This is a genomic window from Halomarina oriensis (genome assembly GCF_009791395.1).
Taxonomy (GTDB): Archaea; Halobacteriota; Halobacteria; order Halobacteriales; family Haloarculaceae; genus Halomarina; species Halomarina oriensis.
The window spans coordinates 24,021-48,082 of sequence record NZ_WSZK01000034.1; the positions used below are offsets into that span (position 1 = coordinate 24,021).

The 24,062-nt window shown below is 68.1% G+C and carries 18 protein-coding genes; 9 read left to right on the top strand and 9 right to left on the bottom strand.

From position 1 onward, the window contains the following. Positions 1 to 17 precede the first annotated feature (17 nt). Entirely contained in the window at positions 18 to 1,010 is a 993-nt protein-coding gene (locus tag GQS65_RS17575) for an aldo/keto reductase (RefSeq protein WP_158205933.1), read from the bottom strand. 101 nt (positions 1,011 to 1,111) lie between these two features. Here GQS65_RS17575 and GQS65_RS17580 point away from each other — a divergent pair, with 101 nt between their 5' ends. After that, complete coding sequence (locus GQS65_RS17580) at positions 1,112 to 1,942, top strand: hypothetical protein (protein ID WP_158205934.1); 831 nt, start codon at positions 1,112 to 1,114, stop codon at positions 1,940 to 1,942. 87 nt (positions 1,943 to 2,029) lie between these two features. On the opposite strand, the gene GQS65_RS17585 is transcribed toward GQS65_RS17580, so the two are convergent. The 3 genes from GQS65_RS17585 to glpK all read right to left on the bottom strand — a co-directional run bounded on the left by GQS65_RS17585 (position 2,030) and on the right by glpK (position 5,965). Further along, positions 2,030 to 3,205 carry a Cdc6/Cdc18 family protein gene (locus tag GQS65_RS17585; RefSeq protein WP_158205935.1) on the bottom strand — a complete coding sequence of 392 codons (1,176 nt, stop codon included), beginning with the start codon at positions 3,203 to 3,205 and terminating at the stop codon, positions 2,030 to 2,032. Between the two features lie 156 nt (positions 3,206 to 3,361). Beyond that, positions 3,362 to 4,429: a hypothetical protein gene (locus GQS65_RS17590; RefSeq protein ID WP_158205936.1), complete on the bottom strand. Its 1,068-nt coding sequence runs from the start codon at positions 4,427 to 4,429 to the stop codon at positions 3,362 to 3,364. A 3-nt stretch (positions 4,430 to 4,432) separates the two neighbouring features. Next, positions 4,433 to 5,965, bottom strand: coding sequence for a glycerol kinase GlpK (gene glpK / locus GQS65_RS17595; RefSeq protein WP_158205937.1), 1,533 nt, complete (start codon positions 5,963 to 5,965; stop codon positions 4,433 to 4,435). A gap of 436 nt (positions 5,966 to 6,401) precedes the next feature. Between glpK and glpA the strand changes: the two genes are divergently transcribed. The 4 genes from glpA to tenA all read left to right on the top strand — a co-directional run bounded on the left by glpA (position 6,402) and on the right by tenA (position 11,538). After that, positions 6,402 to 8,144: an anaerobic glycerol-3-phosphate dehydrogenase subunit GlpA gene (gene glpA / locus GQS65_RS17600; RefSeq protein ID WP_158205938.1), complete on the top strand. Its 1,743-nt coding sequence runs from the start codon at positions 6,402 to 6,404 to the stop codon at positions 8,142 to 8,144. Continuing rightward, positions 8,134 to 9,399 (top strand): glycerol-3-phosphate dehydrogenase subunit GlpB, encoded by a 1,266-nt coding sequence (glpB, locus tag GQS65_RS17605; RefSeq protein ID WP_368280306.1) that lies wholly within the window; start codon positions 8,134 to 8,136, stop codon positions 9,397 to 9,399. Before glpA ends, glpB begins: the two co-directional genes overlap by 11 nt. Continuing rightward, positions 9,396 to 10,766, top strand: a complete 1,371-nt coding sequence (locus tag GQS65_RS17610) for an anaerobic glycerol-3-phosphate dehydrogenase subunit C (RefSeq protein WP_158205939.1) — start codon at positions 9,396 to 9,398, stop codon at positions 10,764 to 10,766. The genes glpB and GQS65_RS17610 overlap by 4 nt, the downstream gene beginning before the upstream one ends. Positions 10,767 to 10,854: 88 nt before the next feature. Then, a complete protein-coding gene (gene tenA, locus GQS65_RS17615; RefSeq protein ID WP_158205940.1) occupies positions 10,855 to 11,538 on the top strand; it encodes a thiaminase II in 684 nt (227 codons plus the stop codon). A gap of 5 nt (positions 11,539 to 11,543) precedes the next feature. Here tenA and GQS65_RS17620 read toward each other — a convergent pair whose 3' ends face one another. The 3 genes from GQS65_RS17620 to GQS65_RS17630 all read right to left on the bottom strand — a co-directional run bounded on the left by GQS65_RS17620 (position 11,544) and on the right by GQS65_RS17630 (position 16,007). Next, positions 11,544 to 11,993 (bottom strand): universal stress protein, encoded by a 450-nt coding sequence (locus GQS65_RS17620; protein ID WP_158205941.1) that lies wholly within the window; start codon positions 11,991 to 11,993, stop codon positions 11,544 to 11,546. A gap of 72 nt (positions 11,994 to 12,065) precedes the next feature. After that, complete coding sequence (gene ppc, locus GQS65_RS17625; protein ID WP_158205942.1) at positions 12,066 to 14,768, bottom strand: phosphoenolpyruvate carboxylase; 2,703 nt, start codon at positions 14,766 to 14,768, stop codon at positions 12,066 to 12,068. 99 nt (positions 14,769 to 14,867) lie between these two features. Beyond that, a complete protein-coding gene (locus GQS65_RS17630) occupies positions 14,868 to 16,007 on the bottom strand; it encodes a TrmB family transcriptional regulator (protein WP_158205943.1) in 1,140 nt (379 codons plus the stop codon). 192 nt (positions 16,008 to 16,199) lie between these two features. On the opposite strand from GQS65_RS17630, the gene GQS65_RS17635 reads away from it, so the two are divergent. Then, positions 16,200 to 18,260, top strand: a complete 2,061-nt coding sequence (locus tag GQS65_RS17635) for a glycoside hydrolase family 15 protein (RefSeq protein ID WP_158205944.1) — start codon at positions 16,200 to 16,202, stop codon at positions 18,258 to 18,260. Positions 18,261 to 18,323: 63 nt separating this feature from the next. Here GQS65_RS17635 and GQS65_RS17640 read toward each other — a convergent pair whose 3' ends face one another. Continuing rightward, positions 18,324 to 19,451, bottom strand: a complete 1,128-nt coding sequence (locus GQS65_RS17640; RefSeq protein WP_158205945.1) for an ABC transporter ATP-binding protein — start codon at positions 19,449 to 19,451, stop codon at positions 18,324 to 18,326. 165 nt (positions 19,452 to 19,616) lie between these two features. On the opposite strand from GQS65_RS17640, the gene GQS65_RS17645 reads away from it, so the two are divergent. Genes GQS65_RS17645 through GQS65_RS17655 form a run of 3 tightly spaced genes read left to right on the top strand, consistent with a single transcriptional unit; the run spans position 19,617 to position 23,030 of the window. Beyond that, the gene (locus GQS65_RS17645) at positions 19,617 to 20,924 is read left to right on the top strand and encodes an extracellular solute-binding protein (protein WP_199268497.1); all 1,308 of its coding nucleotides are present in this window, start codon (positions 19,617 to 19,619) and stop codon (positions 20,922 to 20,924) included. A gap of 7 nt (positions 20,925 to 20,931) precedes the next feature. Next, entirely contained in the window at positions 20,932 to 21,951 is a 1,020-nt protein-coding gene (locus GQS65_RS17650; protein ID WP_158205947.1) for a carbohydrate ABC transporter permease, read from the top strand. Further along, complete coding sequence (locus GQS65_RS17655) at positions 21,948 to 23,030, top strand: sugar ABC transporter permease (protein ID WP_394351458.1); 1,083 nt, start codon at positions 21,948 to 21,950, stop codon at positions 23,028 to 23,030. The genes GQS65_RS17650 and GQS65_RS17655 overlap by 4 nt, the downstream gene beginning before the upstream one ends. A 40-nt stretch (positions 23,031 to 23,070) precedes the next feature. On the opposite strand, the gene GQS65_RS17660 is transcribed toward GQS65_RS17655, so the two are convergent. Continuing rightward, complete coding sequence (locus GQS65_RS17660) at positions 23,071 to 23,934, bottom strand: DUF7351 domain-containing protein (RefSeq protein ID WP_158205948.1); 864 nt, start codon at positions 23,932 to 23,934, stop codon at positions 23,071 to 23,073. Between the last annotated feature and the right edge of the window lie 128 nt (positions 23,935 to 24,062).

The window sequence follows — 24,062 nt, forward strand, 5'->3', positions numbered from 1 at the left end:
CGTTAAACTCCGCCGCCTCAGCTGTCCTTCCCCGGCGCGGGCCACCGTGGCGTGATGGGAGCCTCGATACGCGAGACGTCGGCCTCCGACAGCGACACGTCGAGCGCACCGAGGTTGTCGTCCAGGTGGTCGACGGACTTCGGCCCGACGATGGGGGCGGTGACGACGTCCTTCTGCAACAGCCACGCGACGGACACCTGTGCGGGCGTCGCCGCTCGCTCCTCGGCGACGGCCCGAATCTCGTCGAGGACCGCCCAGTTCTCGTCGGTGAACCGCTCTCTCGTGTACTCATCGTCGGCCGCTCGCCCCTCCTCGGGGGCCTCGTCGCGCTCGTACTTCCCGCTGAGGAAGCCGCCGGCGAGCGGCGACCACGGGATGACGCCGACACCCTCGTCCGCACACGCGGGCAGGACGTTCGCCTCCTCGTGGCGGTCGACGGCGTTGTACTCCGGTTGCATCGAGACGAACCGTTCGAGGTTCTCGGCGTCCGCGCGGTAGAGCGCCCGCGTGAACTTCCAGGCGGGCATCGTGCTCGCGCCGACGTACCGGACGAGTCCCTCCTCGACCAGCCAGTCGAGGGCCGTCAGGGTCTCGTCGAGCGGCACGTCGTCGTCGTAGCGATGGATCTGGTAGAGGTCGACGTAGTCCAGGCCGAGGCGGTCCAGCGAGGCCCGAAACTGGTCGAGAACGTGTTTTCGGGAGAGACCCGACCGGTTCGGGCCGTCGCCCATCCCGAAGAACACCTTCGTCGCCACGACGAGTTCCGAGCGGTCACGGTCGGCGAGAGCGTCGCCGACGATGCGCTCGCTCTCGCCGCGCGAGTAGACGTTCGCGGTGTCGAGGAAGTTGATACCCGCGTCGAGGGCGTGGTCGAGCACCTCGTGGCTCGCCGCCTCGTCGTTCAGCATCCACGGTGCGCCGCTCCCGAAGTTCATACAGCCCAGACAGAGCCGCGAGACCTCCAACCCGGTCGAGCCGAGTCGGGTGTACTCCATCTCCACGTCGGTCATACGGACGTCCACGCACGTCCGGCGCAAAGCCCTACCGGCGGGCGCGACGGCAGGTGCCACACGGCGGAACGCTCATCCCGGTCGGCGTGAAACCGCTCCCCATGTCGTCGCTCGATGCCATCCGCCGCCCCGAACACACCGGGGACCGGCGGTGCTGGCCGTGTACGCTCGTCAACGGTGTCGCGGTCCTCGCCACCGCCTTCCTCGTCGCCCGGCGTCGCCGCGGGTTGGGACTCGTCGTCGCCGTCCTCGGGGGCGTGCTCGTCTGGCTTCGAGGCTACGTCGTCCCCTACACGCCCGCGTTCGCCCCACGACTGGTCGCCGCCTCGCCGCTCCCCGACGACTGGTTCCACACCGAGACGCAGTATCGCACCGCCCCCGAGGGGAGCGACGGCCCCGAGGCACCCGGCACGCTCGGGGCCGACGCCGGTCTCGACGGCGAGGAGACGCTGAGCGTGCTCCTCGACGCCGGAGCGGTCGAAGCCGACGACGACGGCATCCGACTCACCCCCACGTTCGAGGAGGCGTGGCGTGCGGAGATGACTCCGCTGGCCGACCGCGACACCGAGGCGCTCGCGGCCTCGGTCGGCGGCGTCGTCCCCGACCGGCCCGCGACGGTCGTCGAGGGCATCGACGACGAGTGGGTCGTCCTCGGGGACGGGACCCCCGAGGAGACGTGGCTCTCGCGTCCCGTCGCCGTCGCGGAACTCGCCGCGGTCCGGGCGCTCGACGGCGTCGTCTCGGCGGACGTGGCGCGGCAGGCCGCCGGTCCGCTCCGGATGTTCCTCTCGACGTGTCCGGACTGTGGGACGCCGGTCGTCGAGAGCACGACGGCGACGTGCTGTGGTGGGTACACGACGCCGCTGTCGGCACCCGACGACGTGCTGGCGTGTCCCTCCTGTCAGCTTCGGCTCTTCACGTTCGGGGAGTAGCGAGGCGCTCGCAGAGCGAGGGCCTCGAAGAACCGAGCGGTGCCGCTGAACGCGGTATCGGTATCGAACCCGCCGTCGGCGGCACGGTCACTGTCGGAGGTCGTACAGTCGCCGGAAGACGGTCGGCGGGAACGGGAACTCGATACGACTCGGCGGGCGGCCGCGGCCGTCGCTCCCCTCGACCCGGACCCGTTCGACGACGCCGTCCTCGGCCAGTTCGTAGAGGAACCGTTTCACCGTCCCCGGCGAGAGGTCGACCGCCGGGTCGGCGGTGATGGCCTCCGTCGTTCGGCCGACCGAGACGCGCTCTTCGGGGCGTAGTTCCGCGAGTCGCCGGAGGACGAGTCGTTCGTTCGGGGGTAACGCCAGCACGCGGCCCAGCGAGATGGAGGGACTGGGCATCTCCGTCGTCGCTTCGGTGACGTCGTGTTCGGTGAGTCGGGTTCTGTTCGCCGCGTCGGCGTGCGTGGCCGCGATGAACAGGACCGCCAGTGCGTCGTGGGCGTTTCCGTCGGCCCACTCGGCGATGCGCCGGGCCAGTGTGTGTTCGAGCGCCTGTGGAGCGAGGCCCAGCGAGGACCGTTGCATCAGCACGTCCACGAGCGGTTGCCGCCGGTAGCGGTCGACTGCGATGGTGCTCGCCGTGTACTCGACCAACTGCGTCTCGGCCGGGGGTGCTCGACCGATACCGAGCCAACTCACGTTGCTCGGGAGGCCGGCGAACAGGTCGACCAGTTCGTCGGTGTCGACGCTCCCCGGCCCGGTCACGTGGTCGACGGCGACGACGACGCCGGTACGCGAGGTTCCGAGTCGTCGATGGAGGCGGGCGCGCACCTCGTCGGTGCTGATGCCGTGTCGCGGAATCGGCTCTTCGACGAGCGCGTTGAGGACGTTGCGGTAGAAGGCGAACTCGCTCGTCGCCGTCCGCATGTCGACGTAGACGAACCCCGGCGACGTGGGTTCGGCCGCCCTGGTGCTCGTGTGGATGACCGACCGGGTCTCCGTCGGGAGTCGTCCCAGCCGCGAGAACAGCGCCGTGACGACGGCCGATTTCCCACAGCCGAACGGGCCGTGGAGATACGCGTTCGGCGGGAGGTTCCCGTCGAACACCGGGTCGAGGTGGTCGAGCAGTCGCTCGAACACCGGCCCCCTGTCCGAGGGGTCCTCGACGTGGGCGACCGGCGACAGCGATTCGAGGTCTCGAAGCAGCCGTGGGCCGTCGTCCCGGCGCTGTCGCCGCTCGATTCGCTCGTCTAAGTCCATCCCTTCACGTCCGTTTCCGTGACCGTCGGTTCGTCCGAGACCGGCAAAAGAATCGCGGTCGGCGAACCGAGGGCGGGTCGGTGCTCGCTGTCCGGGGGTCGGGCGTCGAACCCGGACGACAGCGGTGAGAGCGTCTGCATAGGGTGGTGCTCGTCCTCAGAGGTACCCCGCGTTCGGAATCACGCCCAGGAGGGCGAGCACGCCGAGCAGGAGCATCACGAGCACGATAGCCATCGCGGGCGGGTCGACGTGGGTGCCCGAGTGCGAGTAGAAGATTCGCTGGGTCACCTCCCCGAGGAGTCCGCTGAGGACCCCGAACGCGCCGGCCGCGAGCAGCGTGACGATGGGACTCCCGAGCATCGCGGAGACGACCACCGCACCCGCCGACCCCATCAGCGTGATGTGGTGGGTGACGGGGATCTTCTCCACCCCGAGGTTGAGGAACAGCAGGCTCATCGCCGAGATGGCGTAGCCCATGAAGATGCTCCCCGTCTGCAGCCAGATGTACCCCCCGATGATACCGCCGACGAGGCCGATGACGGTCACGCCAGCCCACTTGTACTGGTGGGGGAGCCACGGTTCGGTCGCGGGTCTGACTCGCCCGACGCCGCCGTCGGTCACCGCCCGTTCCTCGCCGCGCTCGAACGGCGACATGTCGAGGAGACTGTTCCCGGCGGCACGGCCGACGAGCGGGTAGCCGAAGACGACGCGGGCGAGCATCGCCGTCAGGAACACCGACAGCGCGATGGTGTCGGTCGGGGTACCGAAGTTGAGCGCGACCCGGTGGACGAGCATCCCGAGCACGCCGAACACCGCACCGACGGCGAGGATGTCGGGTTTCGTCCCGAACGCGTAGGTGATCTCCTTGCCGAAGTGGTAGCCCTCGCCGTCGCCGCCCATCTCGGGGTAGCGCTTCCCGGCGTAGGCCGTCGCGGCGACACCCCCCGCGAACGCGATGTGCGGCCCGGTGATAGCACCGAACCCGATGACGCTCGTGACGCCCGTGGCGATGTTACCACTCGTTGCGACGCCCGCGTCACCGAGGTTCTGTTCGAGGACGAAGAGCCCCTCACCGAGGAAGACGACGAACCCGGTGAAGACGAACGCCGGGAGCGCCCCCAGCGCGGCCCCGAACGCCCCGCCCGCGAGCGCCGTGATGAACAGGAGCAGGAACTGCTCCAGTTCGACGCCGACGACCGGAAGCTGTAGCAGGAGTCCGTGCATACATCACTCCTCGGTCGCCCAGTTCAGCGAGCGTTCGACGGCGTCGTCCCACCGAGCGTACATCCTGTCGGCGTCGTCGGCCGTCATCTCCGGTTCGAACTCGCGGTCGACCTGCCAGTTGTCCCGGAGTTCGTCGATGGTGTCCCAGTAGCCGACGGCGAGTCCGGCGGCGTACGCCGACCCCAGTGCCGTCGTCTCGTCGACCTCCGGGCGGGCGATGTCCGTCTGGATGATGTCCGACTGCAGTTGGCAGAGGAAGTTGTTCTTCACCGCCCCGCCGTCGACGCGCAGGGACGTCGTCTCGACGCCCGAGTCGTTCTCCATCGCCTCCGCGATGTCGCGGGTCTGGTAGGCGATGGCCTCCAGCGTCGCCCGGACGATGTGGGCCTTCCGCGTCCCGCGGGTCATCCCGACGATGGTCCCGCGGGCGCGGCCGTCCCAGTGGGGCGCGCCGAGACCGGTGAACGCCGGGACCATGTAGACGCCGTCGGTCGAATCGACCGAGCGGGCGAGTTCGGCGGTCTGGGCGGCGTTGTTGATGAGGTCGACGTCCTCGAGCCACTCGATGGCCGCGCCGGTGACGAAGATAGAGCCCTCCAGCGCGTACTGGACGGGTTCACCCGACATCTGGAAGCCGATGGTCGTCAGCAGGCCGTGGTCCGAGGAGACGGCCTCGTTGCCGGTGTTCATCAGGTAGAACGACCCGGTCCCGTAGGTGTTCTTCGCGTCACCGACGTCGAAGCACGTCTGGCCGAACAGGGCGGCCTGCTGGTCACCGAGTGCGCCCGCGATGGGCACCTCCGCGTCGAGGAAGCCGTCGGGGTCGGTCGTCCCGTAGAACTCCTCGTCGGAGGACGGCCGCACCTCCGGAAGCATGGCCTCGGGGACGTCGAACTCCTCGAGGAGTTCGGCGTCCCAGTCGAGTGCCTCGATGTCGTACAGCATCGTCCGCGAGGCGTTCGTGACGTCCGTGATGTGGTTGCCCGTCAGGTTGTAGATGAGCCACGAGTCGATGGTCCCCATCAGCAACTCCCCCGCCTCCGCCCGGTCACGGAGGTCCTGGGTTCGACTCGTCGAGAGCTTCAGCGGTTCGGCGTTGTCGAGTATCCACTCGGTCTTCGTCGCCGAGAAGTACGCGTCCGCTTCGAGACCCGTCTTCTCGCGGATCCACTCGACCTTGTCCTGGTCCTGTAGCGCCTCGACCCGGTCGGTCGTCCGGCGGTCCTGCCAGACCAGCGCGTTGTGGACCGGCCGGCCCGTCTCGGCGTCCCAGACCAGCGTCGTCTCCCGCTGGTTGGTGATGCCGATAGCTTCGAGTTGGGTCGCGTCGATGCCACCCTGTTCGAGCGCCGCCTGGACGACGCTCTGGGTGTTCTCCCAGATTTCGATGGGGTCGTGTTCGACCCAGCCGGGTTCCGGGTAGATCTGTTCGTGTTTCTCGTAAGCGTTGGCGACGACCTGACCGGCGTGGTCGAAGACCATGAACCGTGTTCCTGTCGTCCCCTGGTCGATCGCGCCGATGTACGTGTCCTCCATATGGTGTTCTCCGTCGACGGTATGTGCCCCACTGCCACCGTCGTCTCGCTAACAACTGTAATGTAGAACAATAACTGTTACCCAGACCCCCATACCTTTGGTAAAGAAAGCGTAGCGGGCCGCTCCCAACGGACCCCGGAACCGAGAGAGGCGGCATGGCGGGGAGAACGACACTCGAACGAGTCGAACGGTCGAACGATGTTAAGACGAACGGACGGCCAGGAGAACCCGGTCCGACACGAGGAACGTACCGATTTCCGACCACTCTCCGGGAGGAACCGACGGACTTCGCGTCCGGACGTGGTCACACCCGAGCGAGTCGAACGGCCGCGGGTCGGGACGAAACGAGGGCGAACGGTCCAGGAACCGATATATTTACTGCCGCGACGCCACCATCGGTGAAACAAAGAGGCTGGACCCCGAAGCACCGTCAGGAATGGCATCGGTACCACACATCACGGTCGTCGGTGGGGGGTCGACCGGCACCGGCATCGCCCGTGACCTCGCCATGCGGGGCCTCGACGTGACGCTCGTCGAGAAGGGGAACCTCACCCACGGCACGACCGGGCGGATGCACGGCCTGCTCCACTCCGGTGGTCGCTACGCCGTCTCCGACCAGAAGTCCGCCCGCGAGTGCGTCGAGGAGAACTACGTGCTCCGGGAGGTCGCCACACACTGCGTCGAGGAGACCGGCGGCCTGTTCGTCAAACGTCCCGAGGACGCCGAGGAGTACTTCGAGGAGAAGCTCCAGGGCTGTCGGGACTGCGACATCCCCGTCGAGGTGCTCTCGGGGGCGGAGGCCCGCGAGATGGAACCGCACCTCGCCGAGGACGTCGACAGGGCCATCTGGGTTCCGGACGCCGCCATCGACCCCTTCAGACTCTGTGTCTCGAACGCGCTCGACGCCGAACGCCACGGCGCACGCGTCGAGACCCACGCCGAGGTGACCGACGTGCTCGTCGAGGGCGGCGAGGTGACCGGCCTGGAGGTTCGCCACGACTCGGGGCCGGGAAAGCGCGTCCACGGCTCACCGGGCGGCACCGAGCGCATCGAGACCGACCACGTCGTCAACGCGACGGGCGCGTGGGCCGGCCGCATCGGTGACCTCGCCGGCGTGGACATCGAGGTCCGTCCCTCGAAGGGTGTGATGACCGTCATGAACACTCGACAGGTCGACACCGTCGTCAACCGCTGTCGGCCGAAGGGGGACGCCGACATCATCGTCCCTCACGAGACGGCCTGTATCCTCGGCACGACCGACGAGGAGGTCTCCGACCCCGAGGACTACCCAGAGGAGGGCTGGGAGGTCGACCTGATGATCGACGAACTCTCGGAACTCGTGCCGATGCTACAGGAGGCCCGGACGATTCGCTCCTTCTGGGGCGTCCGCCCGCTGTACGAACCGCCGGAGGTCGGCAGCGAGGACCCCACCGACATCACGCGGGACTTCTTCTTGCTCGACCACGAGGAACGCGACGACCTGCCCGGCATGACGAGCATCGTCGGCGGGAAACTCACCACGTATCGGCTGATGGCCGAGTCCATCAGCGACCACGTCTGTGCGCAGTTCGGGACGACCACGACGTGCCGGACCGCCGACGAACCGCTGCCGGGCAGCGAGGATTTCACCGTTCTGGCCGACGCGATGAAGCGCTTTGGCCTCCGGTCGCCGGTGGCGCGTCGCTCCTCGCAGCGACTCGGGTCCCGCACCGAGAGCGTGCTCTCGCGGTGTGACCCGAACCCGGTGCTCTGTCCCTGCGAGGCCGTCTCGCGGGCGGAGGTCCGGGACGCCATCGACCAGGCCGGGACGGACCTCAACGCGGTCCGACTCCGCACGCGGGCGTCGATGGGGAACTGTCAGGGCGGGTTCTGCTCACACCGCATCGCGGGCGAACTCCACCCCACACACGACGAACCGACGGTCGACGACGCGCTGACGGAACTCGTCGAGGAGCGCTGGAAGGGCGAACGCCACGCGCTGTGGGGCGAACAACTCTCACAGGCCGCACTGAAGTACACCCTCCAGGCGACGACGATGAACCGCGACGCCGACCCCGTGGACGACGACGTCGACTGGGGAGCGTTCGACGCCGGCGAGCGGTCGGCCGCCGACGGAGCGGTCACGGACGGTGGTCGGCGCGACGAGGGGAGCGACGGAGGGACGACCGGTGGCGATTGAGGACGACGTCCTCGTCGTCGGTGGCGGCCTCGCGGGCGTCACCGCCGCGCTCGCCGCCGCCGACACCGGGGTTCGGGTCAGACTCGTCTCGCACAAGGAGAGCACGCTCCGACAGGCGTCCGGCGTCGTCGACGCGCTCGGGGCGCTCGACGGGACGCTCGTCAGCGACCCGTACGAAGCCGTCGAGCGACTGTCCGACGGGCACCCCTACCGGACGCTCGGGGCGGACGCGCTCCGGTCCGGGTTCGACCTGTTCGACGGCACCGTGACGGGCTACGAGGGTAGCCACACCGACGCGAACGCGCTGGTCCCGACCCACGGCGGGACGGTGAAACCGACCGCCCGGTACCCGGAGTCGGTCGCGCCGGGACTGGCGAGCGACGACCGTCCCATGCTGCTCGTCGGCTTCGAGACGCTCCCGGACTTCGACGCGCCGCGGGCGGCCGCCCACCTCGAACGGGTCGGCGTCCCGTTCGCGGTCCACGGTGTGACACTCGACTTCCCGGGGAACCTGCGTGCGGACGCCGCCGTCACGCGCTACGCGGACCTGCTCGACGAGGCGGTCCCGGTCGACGGCGGCCGCGTCGACGCCCGGACGGCGCTGGTCGAGCGCGTCAAATCCCACCTCTCGGGGGCCGAGCGGGTCGGCTTCCCGGCACTGCTCGGCCACGAGGCACACGACGAGGTCCGTGCCGAACTGAGCCAGCGCCTCGGTGCCGACGCCTTCGAGGTGCCGATGGGGCCGCCCTCCCTGCCCGGCACGCGACTGGCCGACCAGTTGTACGCCGCGATGGACGACGCCGGCGTCGGCATCGAGACGGGCAACCCGGTCGTCGACGTGACGACCGACGGCGAGCGGGTCACCGAGGTGACGGTCGAACGGACCCACACGGCGGTCCCCTACGCCGCCGAGCAGTACGTGCTGGCGACGGGCGGCCTCGTGGGCAAGGGCATCGCGTCGAACCGCGAGAGCGTCCGCGAGCGGGTGTTCGACTGTCACGTGCCCCACCCGGCAGACCGGTACGACTGGTCGGTCGAGGGGGCGTACGGCGACCACGCGTTCGCGCGGTTCGGCGTCCGTATCGACGCCGACGGGCGGCCGCTGGACGCGAGCGAGGACGTGGAGTACGAGAACCTGCGGGCGGCGGGCGGCGTCGTCGGCGGGGCGGACGTGGCGGCGGAGAAGTCGGCCAGCGGCGTCTCGCTGGCGACTGGTTTCACGGCCGGGCGACTGGCCGGCGAGGAGGTTTCATGAGTTCACCATCCGACACCGACGTAGACGACCCGACAGGCAGCGCACCGGACGACGACTGGACGTACGTGTTCGGCGAACAGGGGTCGCTCGCCCCCGGTGAGTCCGACCTCCGCCCCGGCGCGGACTCCTGTTACAAGTGCTCGTCGTGTGATACGTCCTGTCCGGTCGCCGAAGTCGACGACTCGTTCCCCGGCCCGAAGTTCCAGGGACCCGAGCAGTGGCGACTCAAGCGACAGGGCGACGAGGACATCGACCCCTCGGTGATGGAGTGTTCGAACTGCATGCGCTGTGACTCGGCGTGTCCCTCCGGGGTGCCGCTGAGTCAGATGCACAACACCGCCCGCGCCGAGTACGTCGAAGAGCACGTCAGCAAGACGTCGCTGAAGTACTGGCGGAATCGCGTGCTCTCGAACTACGGCCTGCTCGCCCGACTCGGCTCGAAGGTCCCTCGTCTGACGAACGTCGTGATGGGGTCGCGGCTCACGCAACTCGTCAACGACCGCGTGTTCGGCATCACGAGCGAACGCGAGTTCCCCGAGTTCGCCGAACAGACGTTCGTCGAGTGGTGGGACGAACGGGGCGGCGACGAGGGGTCTCGGCGGCGCGCCCGCGAGACCCGGGCCGAGCGCGACGACTGCGAGGTCGACGACGAGAAGCGCGTCGCGTACTTCCACGGCGACTACTCGAACTTCAACACGCCCGAGGTCGCCCAGGCGATGGTCCGGGTGTTCGAACAGTACGGCTACGAGGTGGCGGTGCCCGACCAGCGCTGCTCGGGCACGCCGATGTTCGCCAACGGGATGCTCGACGACGCCCGCCGCGCCGCGAAGTTCAACGTCGAGACGTTCCACGCGCTCGTGGAGGACGGCTACGACGTCGTCTGCTCGTGTACCTCCTGTTCGATGGCGCTCCGCCAGGAGTACCCCGAACTGTTCGAGTTCGAGGGCACCGAGACGGTCTCGGCGCACACCTACGAGGCCCTGGAGTACCTCCGTATCCACGAGTCCGTCCGCGAGGACGTCGCCGACTCGGCGGTGGAGTTCCCGGACCTCGCGTACCACGCGCCGTGTCACGCCCGCAACCAGGGGCTGGACCGACAGGCGGTCGAACTGTTCGGCGACCTGGAGGGCGTCGCGGTGGACGACGTCGGCGACTCCTGCTCGGGCATCTCGGGCACCTACGGCTGGAAGAGCGAGAAGTACGACACCTCGATGGCTATCGGCGAGGAGATGTTCGACCACATGGAGTCCGTCGAGGGCGAGACGGGCATGACGGAGTGTCCGACCTGCGCGATGCAGATGGAACACGGCACCGGCTACGAGATTCGCCACCCCCTAGAACTGCTGGACGCGGCACTGGTCGACTGAGGCGACACTCCCCCCGTCCCCTCCACCATCGACAACCAAGTTGTATTCGCCAGTTATATTGCGGCGACGCCGCTCCCTTCGAGCGCCAATGGCGTTCAGTGACCACCTGCTCGACGTCGGCGAACCGCTCTGGAGCGCGCAGTACGACCACCCGTTCGTGCGGGAACTGGCCGCCGGCAGTCTCGACGAGTCCGCGTTTCGGGTCTGGTTAGCGCAGGACTACCGGTACCTGCTCGACTACGCCCGGACGTTCGCCGTCCTCGGGACGCACACGAGAGACGAGACGACGATGGGCCGCTGTTTCGGCGTCGCCGACGCCGTGCTCTCCGAAGAGCTGGACCTGCACCGTTCGTTCGCGGCCGACTACGGTCTCACGCCCGAGGACCTCGCGGCGACGGAGAAGACCCCGACCTGCGAGGCGTACACGAACTACCTCCTCCGAACGGCCCGAGAGCGACCGTTCGCCGTCGGGGCGGCGGCCGTCTTCCCCTGCGGACAGGGCTACCTCGACGTGGCCGAGCACATGGCCACACTCGCCGACGAGGACCACCGATACACGCCGTTCGTCGAGAAGTACACGAGCGAGGCGTTCCGCGAGTCGGTCGCGTGGATGCGGGCGCTGGTCGACCGGTGTGCGACCGCCCACCCGTCACTGAAACCGGAGATGGAGACCGCGTTCCGTCGAAGCGCCGAACTCGAACACGCGTTCTGGGAGATGGCCTACACTCGGGAGCGGTGGCCACACGAACGGGCGACGGCCGCCGACGACTGACCGAGTCACTCCCCCCTGACGAACGTCACCGGGCAGGGCGCGTTCAGGATGACCTCCTGTGCGGTCGACCCGAAGACCGCCTTGCCGGTCGGCGAGCGTTTGCGGCCGCCGACGACGACGAGGTCCGCCTCGAACTCCTCGGCCAACCGCACGATGGTCTCGCCCTCCTGCCCGACCGCACCGTGGTAGGTGAACTCGATGCCGGCGTCGGTCATCGCGTCGCCCAACTCGCGGATGGTGACGTAGCGTTTCGCCACCACGTCGGGCGTCACCTCGGCGTCACGGTCGAAGTCGAGCGCCTGTCGTGTCTCCCGGTAGCCCTCCTTCGAGAAGACGTGGGCGAGTTTCACCGTCGCGCCCGCCGGCCCCGCGATGTCCGCCGCCGTCCGTGCCAGTGCGTCGATTCGGTCCTCGTCGGTCTCCCCGACCGCCACGAGGACGGTGTCAAGACTCATACTCGGCCCTATTCGACGCCGGTACTTAATAAAACGGAATGTAATTCGGACCCGAGTAAATTTTTCTCCAGGTCAGCCGGTGTTCTTCATCCCGGCGGCGATACCCTTGACCGTCAGGCGGAGTGTCCGGTCTTCGAGGTCCGTGCGGTGGGTTCGGTCGAGGAGTTGCATCTGGAGGTAGTTCAGTGGGTCGACGTACGGGTTCCGTCGCTGGAGGTTCTCGACCAGCCAATCGCGGCTGATGAGGCGCTCCTCTTCGGTGACGTCGAGGACGAGGTCGCGGGCACGCTCGTACTCGTCGGTGATACGAGCGAACACGGTGGTTCGGAGGTCGTCGTCGGCCAGTTCGGCGTAGCCCGAGGCGATTTCGAGGTCCGTACGGGCGAGCGAGAGCGCCGCGTTGTCGAGCATCGTCCCGAAGAAGGGCCACTCGCGGTACATCTCCCGGAGCGTCTCGACGTCGCCGCCGTCGTCGAGGTACGCCTCCAGCCCCGCGGCCAGCGAGTACCAGCCGGGGATGATACACCGGGCCTGCGTCCAGGAGAACACCCACGGGATGGCTCGCAGGTCCTCGACGGTCCGCTCGCCCGAGCGTGAGGCGGGCCGTGACCCGAGGTTGAGGTTCTCGATGACGGTGATGGGGGTGGCCTGCTCGAAGAACGCGACGAACCCGTCGGTCTCCAGCAGGTCACGGTAGGCCCGTCTGGCGGCGGGTGCGGCCGTCTCCATCGCCTCGCGCCACTCGTTTTTGACGCGCACCCGGTCGCCGTCGAGCGCCCGGTGGCGTGCTCGAATCTGCGCGTTGAGCATCTGTTCGAGGTTCCGCTGGGCGATACGCGGGTTGGCGTACTTCTCGGCGATGGCCTCGCCCTGTTCGGTGAACTTCACCTGCCCGGTGACGGTGTCGGCGGGGAGCGCCAGTAGCGCGTCGTTCATCGGGCCGCCGCCACGCGAGATGGACCCGCCGCGGCCGTGGAACAGACGCAGGTTCACGTCGTAGTCGTCGCAGATGGCGGCCAGTCGCTTCTGGTTTCGATGCAGCGACCACTGGGCGGCGAGGTAGCCGTTCTCCTTGTTCGAGTCGGAGTAGCCGAGCATGATCTCCTGCGTGCCGTTGCGGGCGGCGACGGCCGCGGCGTACGCCTCGTTCTCGAACAGCGTCCCCATGATACGCCGGGCCCCGGAGAGGGCGTACTCGGTTTCGAGGAGGGGGACGACGTCCAGTCCGCAGTAGCCCGGCAGTTCGACCACGTCGGCCTGGTCGGCGAGGAACAGCACTTCGAGGACGTGACTCGGCTCCTCGCACATCGAGATGCAGTAGGTGTCGATGGCGTCGACGCCGAACTCCCCCTGCCACTCGGCGGTCCGCTCGAACAGTTCGAGCACCTTCTCGGCCGTCTCCGAGCAGTCCGTCCGGTCGTGCACGTCGACGAGCGGTTCGTCCTGCATGATGGCCTCGGTCAGCAGGTCGACGCGCTCGTCCTCGTCCATCGCGGCGTAGTCGACGCCCTCTCGCTCCAGCGTCTCGGTGACCGCCTGCGTGTGGTTCTGCTGGTGGTCGCGCAGGTCGAGACTCGCCAGCGAGAACCCGAACGTCGACACCTGCCGACGCAACGGGTCGACGTGCGCCTCGGCGACCGACCCCGCACCGTTCGCACGGAGGTCGGCCGCGAGCGCGTCGAGGTCACGGGAGAGCGCGCCCTCACCCTCGTAGCCACCCGGCCGCACGCTGTCGACGCGCACGAGGCGTTCGCGCATCAGCTTCAGCAGTTGGCGGTACGGTTCGTCCGGGTAGCGTGACTCGGCCTCCTCGGCGACGTTCGGGAGCGCGCCCGCGTGTTCGGCGAGACAGTGAGCGACGTCGTCGCCCACCTCGATACGGGTCGCGTCCTGACTGACGACGCCCGAGAGGCGTTTCAGCTCCTGGCGATAACGCGAGAGGACGACCGCACGCTGGCGCGTCAGCGTCTCTTCGGTCACGTCCGGGGTGACGTAGGGGTTGCCGTCCCGGTCGCTACCGGCCCACGAGCGGAACTCGAACAGTTTCGGCACCTCGACTCCGGGATACGCCTCGCCGAGTTCCGACTCCAGTTCGTCGTACACCTCGCCGACCACGTCGAACAGCGTGTTCTCCAGATACCACTGGACGTTGAGCGCCTCGTCGGTCACCTCCGGACGGCGTTTGCGGACCTGTTGGGTCTGCCAGAGACTCGTCACCTCGGCTTCCAGCGCCCGGTCGATGCGCTCGCGTTCGTCGTCGGTCAGTCGGCGTTCGTCGAGCGTCTCGATGTGCCCGGCGATGGAGCGGAGTTTCGCCTTCACCGTCTTCCGTCGCGCTTCCGTCGGGTGGGCGGTGAACGTCGGTTCGATGAGCACGTCGTCGAGGACGCGCTGGACGAGTTCCGGGTCGGCCTCGGCGTCGACCAGCGTGTCCACCGCCGCCGCGACGCTGTCGGCGAGCGTCCCCGACTGCGTCCCTCGGCGGACCGCCCGGACCCGTTCGCGCTCCTCGGCGAGGTTCACCAGTTCGAAGTACGACGTGAACGCCCGTGTGACCTCTCCCTGCCGCGAGGCCGAGAGGTCGGCGAGCGCGGCGTCGAGCGCCTGTCGGGTCTCGGCGTCGCCCCGACGGTAGTCGATGGCGGCCCCGCGGACCTCTTCGACCGTCTCGAACGCACCCTCGGTGGACAGGTCCGCCAGGACGTCACCCAACAGCGCGCCGAGTTCCCGTACGTCCTGGTCGACCCTCCTGTCATGCAGTCCCGTGTCACTCATACACACTCCGGAACGCGTGCCACTGTCTAAAAAAGACTACTACTCAGTTCCGAGTAAATTTTGCACCAACCGGAGGTCCGGGCGAGCCGTCGTCCGTGTTCAGTGTCCCCCGGGGGGTTCGGTGTCGGCCACGTCGACCGACGAGTCGTCGCCGGGGTCGGCGACTTCGAGCGTCACCTCGTCGGCCTCGACGTCCTCGACGAACGCGCCGCGCCCGCCGACGGTGTACCGACCGGTCTCCGTCTCGACGACGAGCGAACTCTCGACGGGGAAGGTGTTGTTCACCGGGACGACCATCCCCTGTCGAACCTCGACGAGTCGCCCGCGCAGTTCCGTGGCCGCCGGTTCCTCGGTGCGGTCGGACGGGTCGTCGGCGTCGAGCGCGCGCCCGCGTACCGTAGCGACGATGGGGGTCTCCTCTCGCAGGTGGAGCGTCGCCTGCAGGACCGCCTGCCGGAAGTCGCGGTAGGTGTCGGGAAGCGGCCGTCGGGGGGCGACGGCGACCTGCTCGGCGTTCGGCCAGTAGTTCCCGAAGAACGACCCGACCATCACGGGGGCGAGCTGTTCCTGTGTGAACGTGATGGCCTGCTCCCCGCTGTTCGAGCGCGTCACCATCGCCTGTGGCGCGATGACGCTCCGGGTCCGGTCGGCGGTGACCATCGTCGGCATCGCCTCGTACCAGACGCGGACGACACTCCCGAGACCGGCCAGTTCCTCGTCCAGTCCGGTCGCGCCGGGGTCGACGCTGGTCACTACGAGCAGGACGAGGAGGCCACGCTCGACGGCGTCACGGAGCGACGACTCGACCTCCGAGAGTTGACTGTAGGGGACCGAGAGGATGACCTCCTCGCTGGCCTCGTCGATGAGCGCCGCGATGCGCTTGCGGACCGTCACCCGTGATTTGACGACTTCGAACTCGTCGGCCGACTGCGGGGCCGTCGTGTACCGGTCTTCGAGCGCGGGGCGCATCCGCTCGACCTCCCCGGAGAGCGTCTCGATGACCTCCTCGGGCGGGTTGGCACGAATCGTCGTCGGTACGACGTGGTCGTTGACGGTGACGAACCCACGGGATTCGAGGTTCTCACTGATGCTGTAGACGTAGCGCTTCGAGACGCCCGCGTCGTCCGCGACCGTACTGGCCGTCGCCTCCCCGTGTTCCAGCAAGACGAGATAGGTGTCGATCTCCTTCTTCGAGAAACCGAACTGCTCCAGCAGGCCGGCGAGCGCCGAGTCGTCCATCGTGTGGTGCGAATCGGCGAGCGCCCCACTTAACTACCCGTGTCACCCGTCCGAGTCGGGCCGCCCGCACCTCCCGCCCACTATCGGCCACCCGTTCCGACGGCGACCGACGCCACCTCGCCGCACACGATATGAATTTGTGAACGACGATTACACCAAACACTCTTGGGGAGTGGTTCCCTCCGCACTGTCATGCAACTCCGCGACGCCCTCGACGACGTGAAACGGGTCGAGGGGACCGACGCCCGGTTTCCGGGCGAGCGCCGCACGACGACGGGTCTCTTCTCCGGTCTCACGCCCGACGAGGACGCGCGAGCAGCCGACGCGCGACTCGTCTACGTCGACCGCGACGGGACGACGACGGACTTCAGCTACCCACTGACGGGGCTGACGGGCGTCTCACGGGCACGGCTCGGTCTCAGAATCGACGGCGAGAGCGTCTGGTTCGACGGCTGTGAGACGACCGACCAGACCTACCACGAGGACACCGCCCTCGTCGTCACCGACCACCGGATCCCCGACGGCGACGTGACGGCCACGCAGTACGACCTCACCGTCGGTGCGGCCCACCTCACGCACGTCACCGTCGACGCGCCGGCCGACGCGAGCGTCGAACTGGTCGGCTTCTACGGCTTCTCGCCCGACGGTCGGGACACGCAGGTCGCTCAGCTTCGTCACGAGCGCTCGGTCGAACTGTTCCACGCCGCCGAACACGACTACCTGACGAGCGCGACGGGCTTCTCCTCTGTCACGGGACAGGTGCCACCGAGTTTCGCGGAACTGCTCGCCGACGACCCCGTCGAACGACCTCGTGGCGTCGACGCGGGCCGCTACGAGGAGGAGACACTGAGCGGCGACGTGCTCTGTACTGCCCCCGTCGAGGCCGGGGCGGCGACACTCGCCACGCTCCTGACCGACGCCGACCAGGTGGGCCGAGAGACGGCACTGACGCGACTCGATACGCTCGCCGAGGAGTTCACCGAGGCCACGGCGCTCGAACGGGCCGCTCACGAGCAGGTGACGCGGAGCGCTCCCGGCCCGTGTCCGGACGCAGCGGCCGCCGACCTGCGCGTCCTCAGCGCCCTCTCCGCGGGGACTGGTCTCCGAATCGCCGGTCCGGACTTCGACCCCTACTACGCCCACTCCGGGGGCTACGGCTACACGTGGTTCCGCGACGACGCCGAAATCGCCCTGTTCTGCCTGGAGGCCGACCAGCGGTTCGACCTGGACCTGGGCGCGTGGCACGCCCGGAGCGCGGCCGCGTACCGGACCGCCCAGCGGGCCGACGGCTCGTTGCCACACCGCGTCTGGCCACGTGACGGCCGACTCGCGCCGGGGTGGGCGAACGGTCGCCTCGAAGCCGGGGACGGCACGGACTACCAGGCCGATCAGACCGCGAGCGTCGTCACCTTCCTCGCGCGGGCGCTCGACGCCGGCGTCGTCGACCCGGCGACGGTCGAGGGGACGCTCGACAGCGCCCTCGCCAGTCTCGACGAGACGCTCGCGGCCGACGGACTCCCGAAATCCTGTCAGAACGCCTGGGAGGACGCGACGGGTCGGTTCGCACACACCGCGGCGACGTTCCTCGAAGCGTACTCGGCGGCCGGGGCGCTCGACGGCCGTCCCGTTGCCGAGGAGCGAGCGGAGCAGGTCTACGACGCCGTCGACGACCTCTGGGTGGGAGAGCGGAGCGCGTACGCCTACCGGCTCACCGGTGACGGCGAGCGCGACGACCGTATCGACTCCGCGTCGCTCGCCCTCGTCGCCGCCCACCGGGAGTACGACCGGGTCCACGGCGTCGACGACGAGCGACTGGACCGACTCGTCGCACACGTCGGGACGGTCCTCGACGTCCTCCACCGCGACCCGGACGAGAGCGCCGTCGAGGGACTGGTGCGCTACGAGGGCGACCCGTGGCGACAGGACGGACAGGACGCGCCGAAGGTCTGGACCGTCTCGACGGCGTGGGGGGCGAACGCCGCGGCCCACCTCGCGGCCCTCCTCACCGACCACGACGACCCGCGAGCCGAGACGGTCGCCGTTCGGGCGCGCGACCTGCTGGCACTCGTGTTGCCGGACGGGCCGCTCTCGACGAGCGGGGGCTACCTGCCCGAACAGTTCTTCGACGACGGGACGCCCGACAGCGCGACGCCGCTGGGGTGGCCCCACGCGCTGCGACTGGCGACGGTCGCACTGCTCGACGAACGAGGGCTGCTGGCGGCCGACCCGACGGTCGCCACGCTCGACGACTGAGGAGGACGCGAGGAGAACGGCCGGGGTGGGACGGGAGCGAGAGTGGGGGCCGACGGGTCCGACTCAGGCTTCGATCGGTTCTCGCTGTCTGGTCTCGAGGAGCGACTCGCCCGTCTCGGCGTCGAAGAGGTGGATGGCCGACGACGGGACGTCGACGAGCACCTCCTCGCCCGGTTCCGGTTCGACCGCGGCGTCGACACGCGCGATGAAGTCGTCGCCGATGTCGAGGTGGAGATAGTTGTCCGCACCGACCGGTTCGACCACCTCGACCGTCGCCGGAATCGCACCGCTCGTACCGGCGTCGACGACGGTGACCGACTCGGGCCGGATGCCGACGGTCACCTCGTCATGGCCCTGCAACGCGTCGAGCAGGCGCTGGTCGGTGACGTCGTACTCGAAGGTTCCGGCCTCGTCGACGAGAGTCGTCCGACCGGCGTCGGTGAAGACACCGACCGCCAGGAAGTTCATGCTCGGCGAGCCAACGAACCCGCCGACGAAGCGGTTGCGCGGGTTGCGGTAGACCGACTTCGGGGCACCGCTCTGCTGGAGTTCGCCGTCGTTGAGGATGACGATGCGGTCGCCCATCGTCATCGCCTCCTCCTGGTCGTGGGTGACGTAGACGGCGGTGATGTCGAGTTCGTTCTGGAGGCGCTGAATCTCGGTCCGCATCGTCGTCCGCAGTTTCGCGTCGAGGTTGCTGAGCGGTTCGTCGAAGAGGAACACGTCCGGTTCGCGGACGATGGCGCGGCCGAGCGCGACACGCTGTTTCTGCCCGCCCGAGAGCTCCGCGGGCTGCTGGTCGAGTAACTCCTCGATGTCCATCATCTCGGCGGTCTCGCGGACGCGCCGGCGGCGTTCGTCCTTCGAGAGGTCCGTCGACATCCGGAGGCCGAACGCCATGTTCTGTTCGACGGTCTTGTGCGGGTAGAGCGCGTAGTTCTGGAACACCATCGCGACGTCGCGGTCGCGTGCGTGGACGTCGGTGACGTCCTCGTCACCGATGGAGATGCGACCGGCGGTGGGCCGTTCGAGTCCCGCGACCATCCGGAGCGTCGTCGACTTCCCACAACCGGAGGGACCGACGACGGTGACGAACTCGCCGTCGGCGACCTCCAGCGACAGGTCGTCGACGGCGACGATCTGACCGCCGTCGAACTCCTTTCTGAGTGATTCGAGCGTGAGCGTCGCCATCGATACTGTGAGTTACCCTCACACTGTTTAGTCCTTTCCCTCTCGTGGCAACGTGTGGTGTTATGTTACTTCGTTCGTTCAACAGCGACCGGCGGTCCGCCCTCGTCGGTCATGAACGACCCCAAGGTTTAATATGTGAACTACTTATTCAACACTTATTCATCCATGAGCATGGAACGCAGGGATGTCCTCAAGCGAATCGGTGCACTGAGCGCGACTGGCGCGGTTGCGGGCTGTCTCGGCGTCCAGGAGCAGGGCGAGGGTGACGGGACCGACTCGTCGAGTGACGACGCGTCCGGGGACGGCACCGCGGACGACGGTTCGTCGGGGGACACCTCGACCGGCACGGAGTCCGGCCCCGCCGGGTCGGCGACGGTCTGGTACTCACTGCCCGACACGGAGACGCAGGCGCGAGAGCAGGCCATCGAGAGCTTCAACTCGAACTCGAGACACACCATCGACGGCGGTGACATCTCGGACCTCCGCAAGAAGACGACGAGCGCCATCCCCGCCGGGCAGGGACCGGCGTCGTTCGACTGGGCACACGACTGGGTCGGTGACTACGCCCAGCGTGGCTTCCTCGTCGACCAGAGCGACCAGCTATCGGTCGGCATGGACCAGTTCACCGAGGCGGCCGCGGGCGCGGTCCAGTTCGAAGACCAGGTCCTCGGCCTCCCGTACGCCGCGGAGACCGTCGCGCTCGTCTACAACGAGGAGTACGTCGACGAACCCCCGTCGTCGGTCTCCGAGATGGTGTCGGTGATGGACGAGCACCACGACCCGAGTAACGGCACGTACGGTCTGAGCTACCCGTTCGACCCGTACTTCACGAGCGCGTGGGTCCAGAGCCAGGGCGGCTACATCTTCGACCCCGAGCAGGACCCGATGCTCGGCCTCACGAACGACGCGACCGTCCAGGGTCTCCAGTTCGCGCTGGACAACTTCAAGCCGTACATGCCCAACGACCCGCAGTACGAGGCCCAGGCCGCCGCGTTCGCCGACGGCAACGCCGCGTTCGCCATCAACGGCCCGTGGTACCTGGCGACACTCAACGAGAAGGGTGTCGACTTCGGGACCGCGAAACTGCCCTCGGTCGACGGCGGCGAACCCAACCCCTACACCGGAATCCAGATGTGGTACTTCTCGACGGGGATGGAAGACGACGCGACCGCCGCGGCCGCCCGGTCGTTCATCGAGTGGCACGTCACGAACGAGGACCTCGTCCTGCAGGCCGCCGAGGAGCAGGGTGCGATTCCCGTGCTCTCGGAACTCGCCGGGAGCGACGAACTGCCGTCGAACGTCAAGGCGTTCTCGGAGGCCGTCCAGCAGGGCGTCCCGATGCCCACCCACCCGAAGATGAACGCCGTCTGGGAGCCGTACACGAGCGCGCTCATCAAGGCGTTCAACGGCGACACCGACGCGGCAGGAGCGATGGAGGAGGCGGCGTCGACCATCAGGTCGAACTGGGAGTGAGCCACCCATGAGCACGGCCAACCGCATCGGGCGTCGACTGGAGGAGGTGCCGTTCCTCGACCGGAGCGACGTCTCTCTCCTCCTCGTGTTGCCGGGCCTGTTCCTGTTCTCGGCGTTCATGCTGTTCCCCATCGTCTACCTGGTGGGTATCTCCTTTACGAACGCCGAGCCGTCGAACCTGTTCGCCGGCGAGGGCGCGTTCTCGGTGCTGACGTTCGGCGAAGCGGAGTTCGTCGGCCTGACGAACTACCTCAACGTGCTGTTCGACGGAACGTGGTCGCTCGTCCTGTTCGGCGAGACGTGGCTGACGCTGCCCATCAACGGCCAGTTCTGGAACTCCTTCGGCATCACGTGGCTGTTCGTCGCCACGAGCGTCCTGTTGAAGCTCGTCGTGAGCATCAGCATCGCGCTGGTCGTCACGGGCAAGCGCGTCCGCGGGAAGCGGGTCATGCGCTCGCTCATCATCGCGCCGATGGGGCTGCCGGCCATCTTCACCATCACCGTCTGGCGGGGCATCTTCAGCTCCGCCGAGTTCGGCCTGGCCAACCAGTTACTGACGAGTGTCGGCTTCTCGTCGGTGGCGTGGCTCAGCCAGCGCTGGATGGCGTTTCTCGCGTACAACGTCACCGAGGCGTGGCTCGCCTACCCGTTCATGGTCATCATCACCGTGAGCGCGCTCCAGGACGTTCCACAGGAACTCCACGAGGCGGCGATGGTCGACGGAGCCGGGTTCGTCTCCCGGTTCTTCCACGTGACCCTACCGTCGATCAAGCGGCCGGTGCTGTTCGCCACCATCCTCACCTCGGCGGCGTCGTTCCAGCAGTTCCTCATCCCGTACGTGTTCAACCAGGGTGGTCCCGCCCGGCAGAACGAACTCATCGTCGTCTACGGCTACAAGGAGGCGTTCTCGTTCTTCCAGTACGGTGAGGGCGCGGCCATCAGCATCATCGCCGTCCTGTTCATCGGGGCGTTCATGTGGCTCAACGTCAAGCGGGGCCGACTGGCCGACGGGGTGGACGAGGCGTGAGCCTCCTTCGTACCATCGGCCGCGGGCTGAAGGCCGACGCGACACGCGTCGTGATGACACCCGTCGAGTCGCTCCGTAACGCCCGCTACACCATCGAAGGCGTCCGCTCGGGGAAGATACCTCCGAGTCGGCCGCTGAAGACGCTCGCCATCACGCTCGGTGCGCTGGTGTTCGTCTCGCTGTTGCTGTTCCCGCTCTACTGGGTCCTGCTCTCGGCACTCTCGCCGTCCGGTGGATCCATCTACTCGACGGGCGGGTTCTCGCTGCTCCCCGACGAGGTGTCGTTCAGCGCGTTCCTCTGGGTGCTCGGGGACCTCATCCTCCCGGCGTACGATATCACGCTGGGAATTCCGTTCACGAACCTCGAAATCGTGTCGAGTACGCCCGGCATCGAACTGCTCGACGTCTCTGACTACGGCGTCACGAACCCATCGGGGTTCAAGGGGTTCTTCTGGAACAGTCTGACCGTCGCCATCCCGACGGTGCTGCTCTCGATGTCGCTCATCGTCCCGGCGTCGTACGCGCTGTCGCGGCGGAAGTTCATCTTCCGGCGGAAGATACTGTTCGGCTACGTCCTGCTGACGCAGGTCGGTGGCGGCTTGGGCATCGCGTTGCTCATCGGTCTCTACACCATCTACGTCCAGTTCGGGCTGAACGACAGCAAACTGGCGCTGTCGGTGTACTACGCCGCGACGGCCGTGCCGTTCAACACGTGGCTGTTGAAGACGTACATGGACGGCATCCCCGTCTCCTACGAGGAGGCGGCAGTCGTCGACGGTGCGCCGCCGTGGCGCGTCGTCACCGAGGTCATCCTGCCGCTGTCGAAGGCGGGGCTGGCGACGGTGTTCATCTTCACCTTCCTGACGGGGTGGACCGAGTTCGTCGTCGCACAGACGCTACTCGGCACGGACAACTACACGCTACCGGTGGGCCTGTTCTCGCTGGTCAGTGAGTACTCCGTGCCGTGGGCGAAGTTCTCGGCGTTCGCGCTCACCTTCGCCTCGCCCATCGTCGTCGTCTACCTGTTCGCCCAGCGCTACATCGAGGGCGGCCTCTCGTTCAGCGGGATGGAAGGGTAGCGGACGACCACGACACTCACTTTTCGACGCCAGCACACCGTCAGCGGCGCGTGACTCGGGTCGTCTCGACGACCGACCCGTCTTCGGCGACGGTCACCCGCAGCGTCTCCCCGTCGCGGTGAATCGGAACGGCGACGTGAAGCGGGTCCTCGCCGACGACGAACACCGCCGCGTCGTCGATGCAGAAGTCGAACGCCCAGAACGGTCGGTCGTCGACGCGTTCGCCGTGGTCGGCGAGGAAGCCCACGACTGCGGGGTCGGCGAGCAGTCGGAGGCCGACGGCCGTCGCCACCTCGGCGTCGCAGTCGACACACGCGCTGACCGCCGGGTAGTCGAGGTGGTGGTCCGAGCCTCGCTCGACGCGAGTGTGTGTCCGACCGCGGCAGAACGGACAGACGCCGCGGGCGGCGAGCGTGAACTCCCGCCACAGCACCTTCCCGTAGGCGGCGAACAGCGCCTCGGGGTCGCGGCCGGACACCGCCCGCGGCGGGAAGTAGCCGTAGTGGACGAGCGTCTCGCAGTCCGGGCAGACGAGTTCGACGTCCTTCTCGGCGTACCTGCCGTGGAGTCGCCCCTCACACTGCGGGCAGTCGGCGTCGAGCGGGTGGTCGACCACGGCCGGTGTCGACCCGAACCGCTCGTCGGTGACGATGTCGACGGCCTTCGACCCGGCGGCGGTGAGCCGGTAGCCCGCCTCTGTCTTCCGGACGAACTCCTCGAGCAGTCGGTCGAGGTGGTAGTTGAACCGACCGCTGTCCTCGAACCCGGCCGCCGTCTGGAGGTCGACGAACGGTCGGACGCGGCCGTTGCGAAGCGCGAGCAGGATGGCGATACGGTCGGCGTCCGCGAGCGACCCCAGTGCGCTCGCCGCGCGTTCGGCGTCCGGTCCGTCCCCTCGGTTCATACCCCGAGGAGGACGACCGGAGTAAAGAACGCTTCACATCCACCGGGCGCGAGTTCCGGGAACGGGTCGGGAGAGGCCACGAGACGGCGACGGGGAGACGGCGGCACCGAAGATCTCTTCAGAACAGC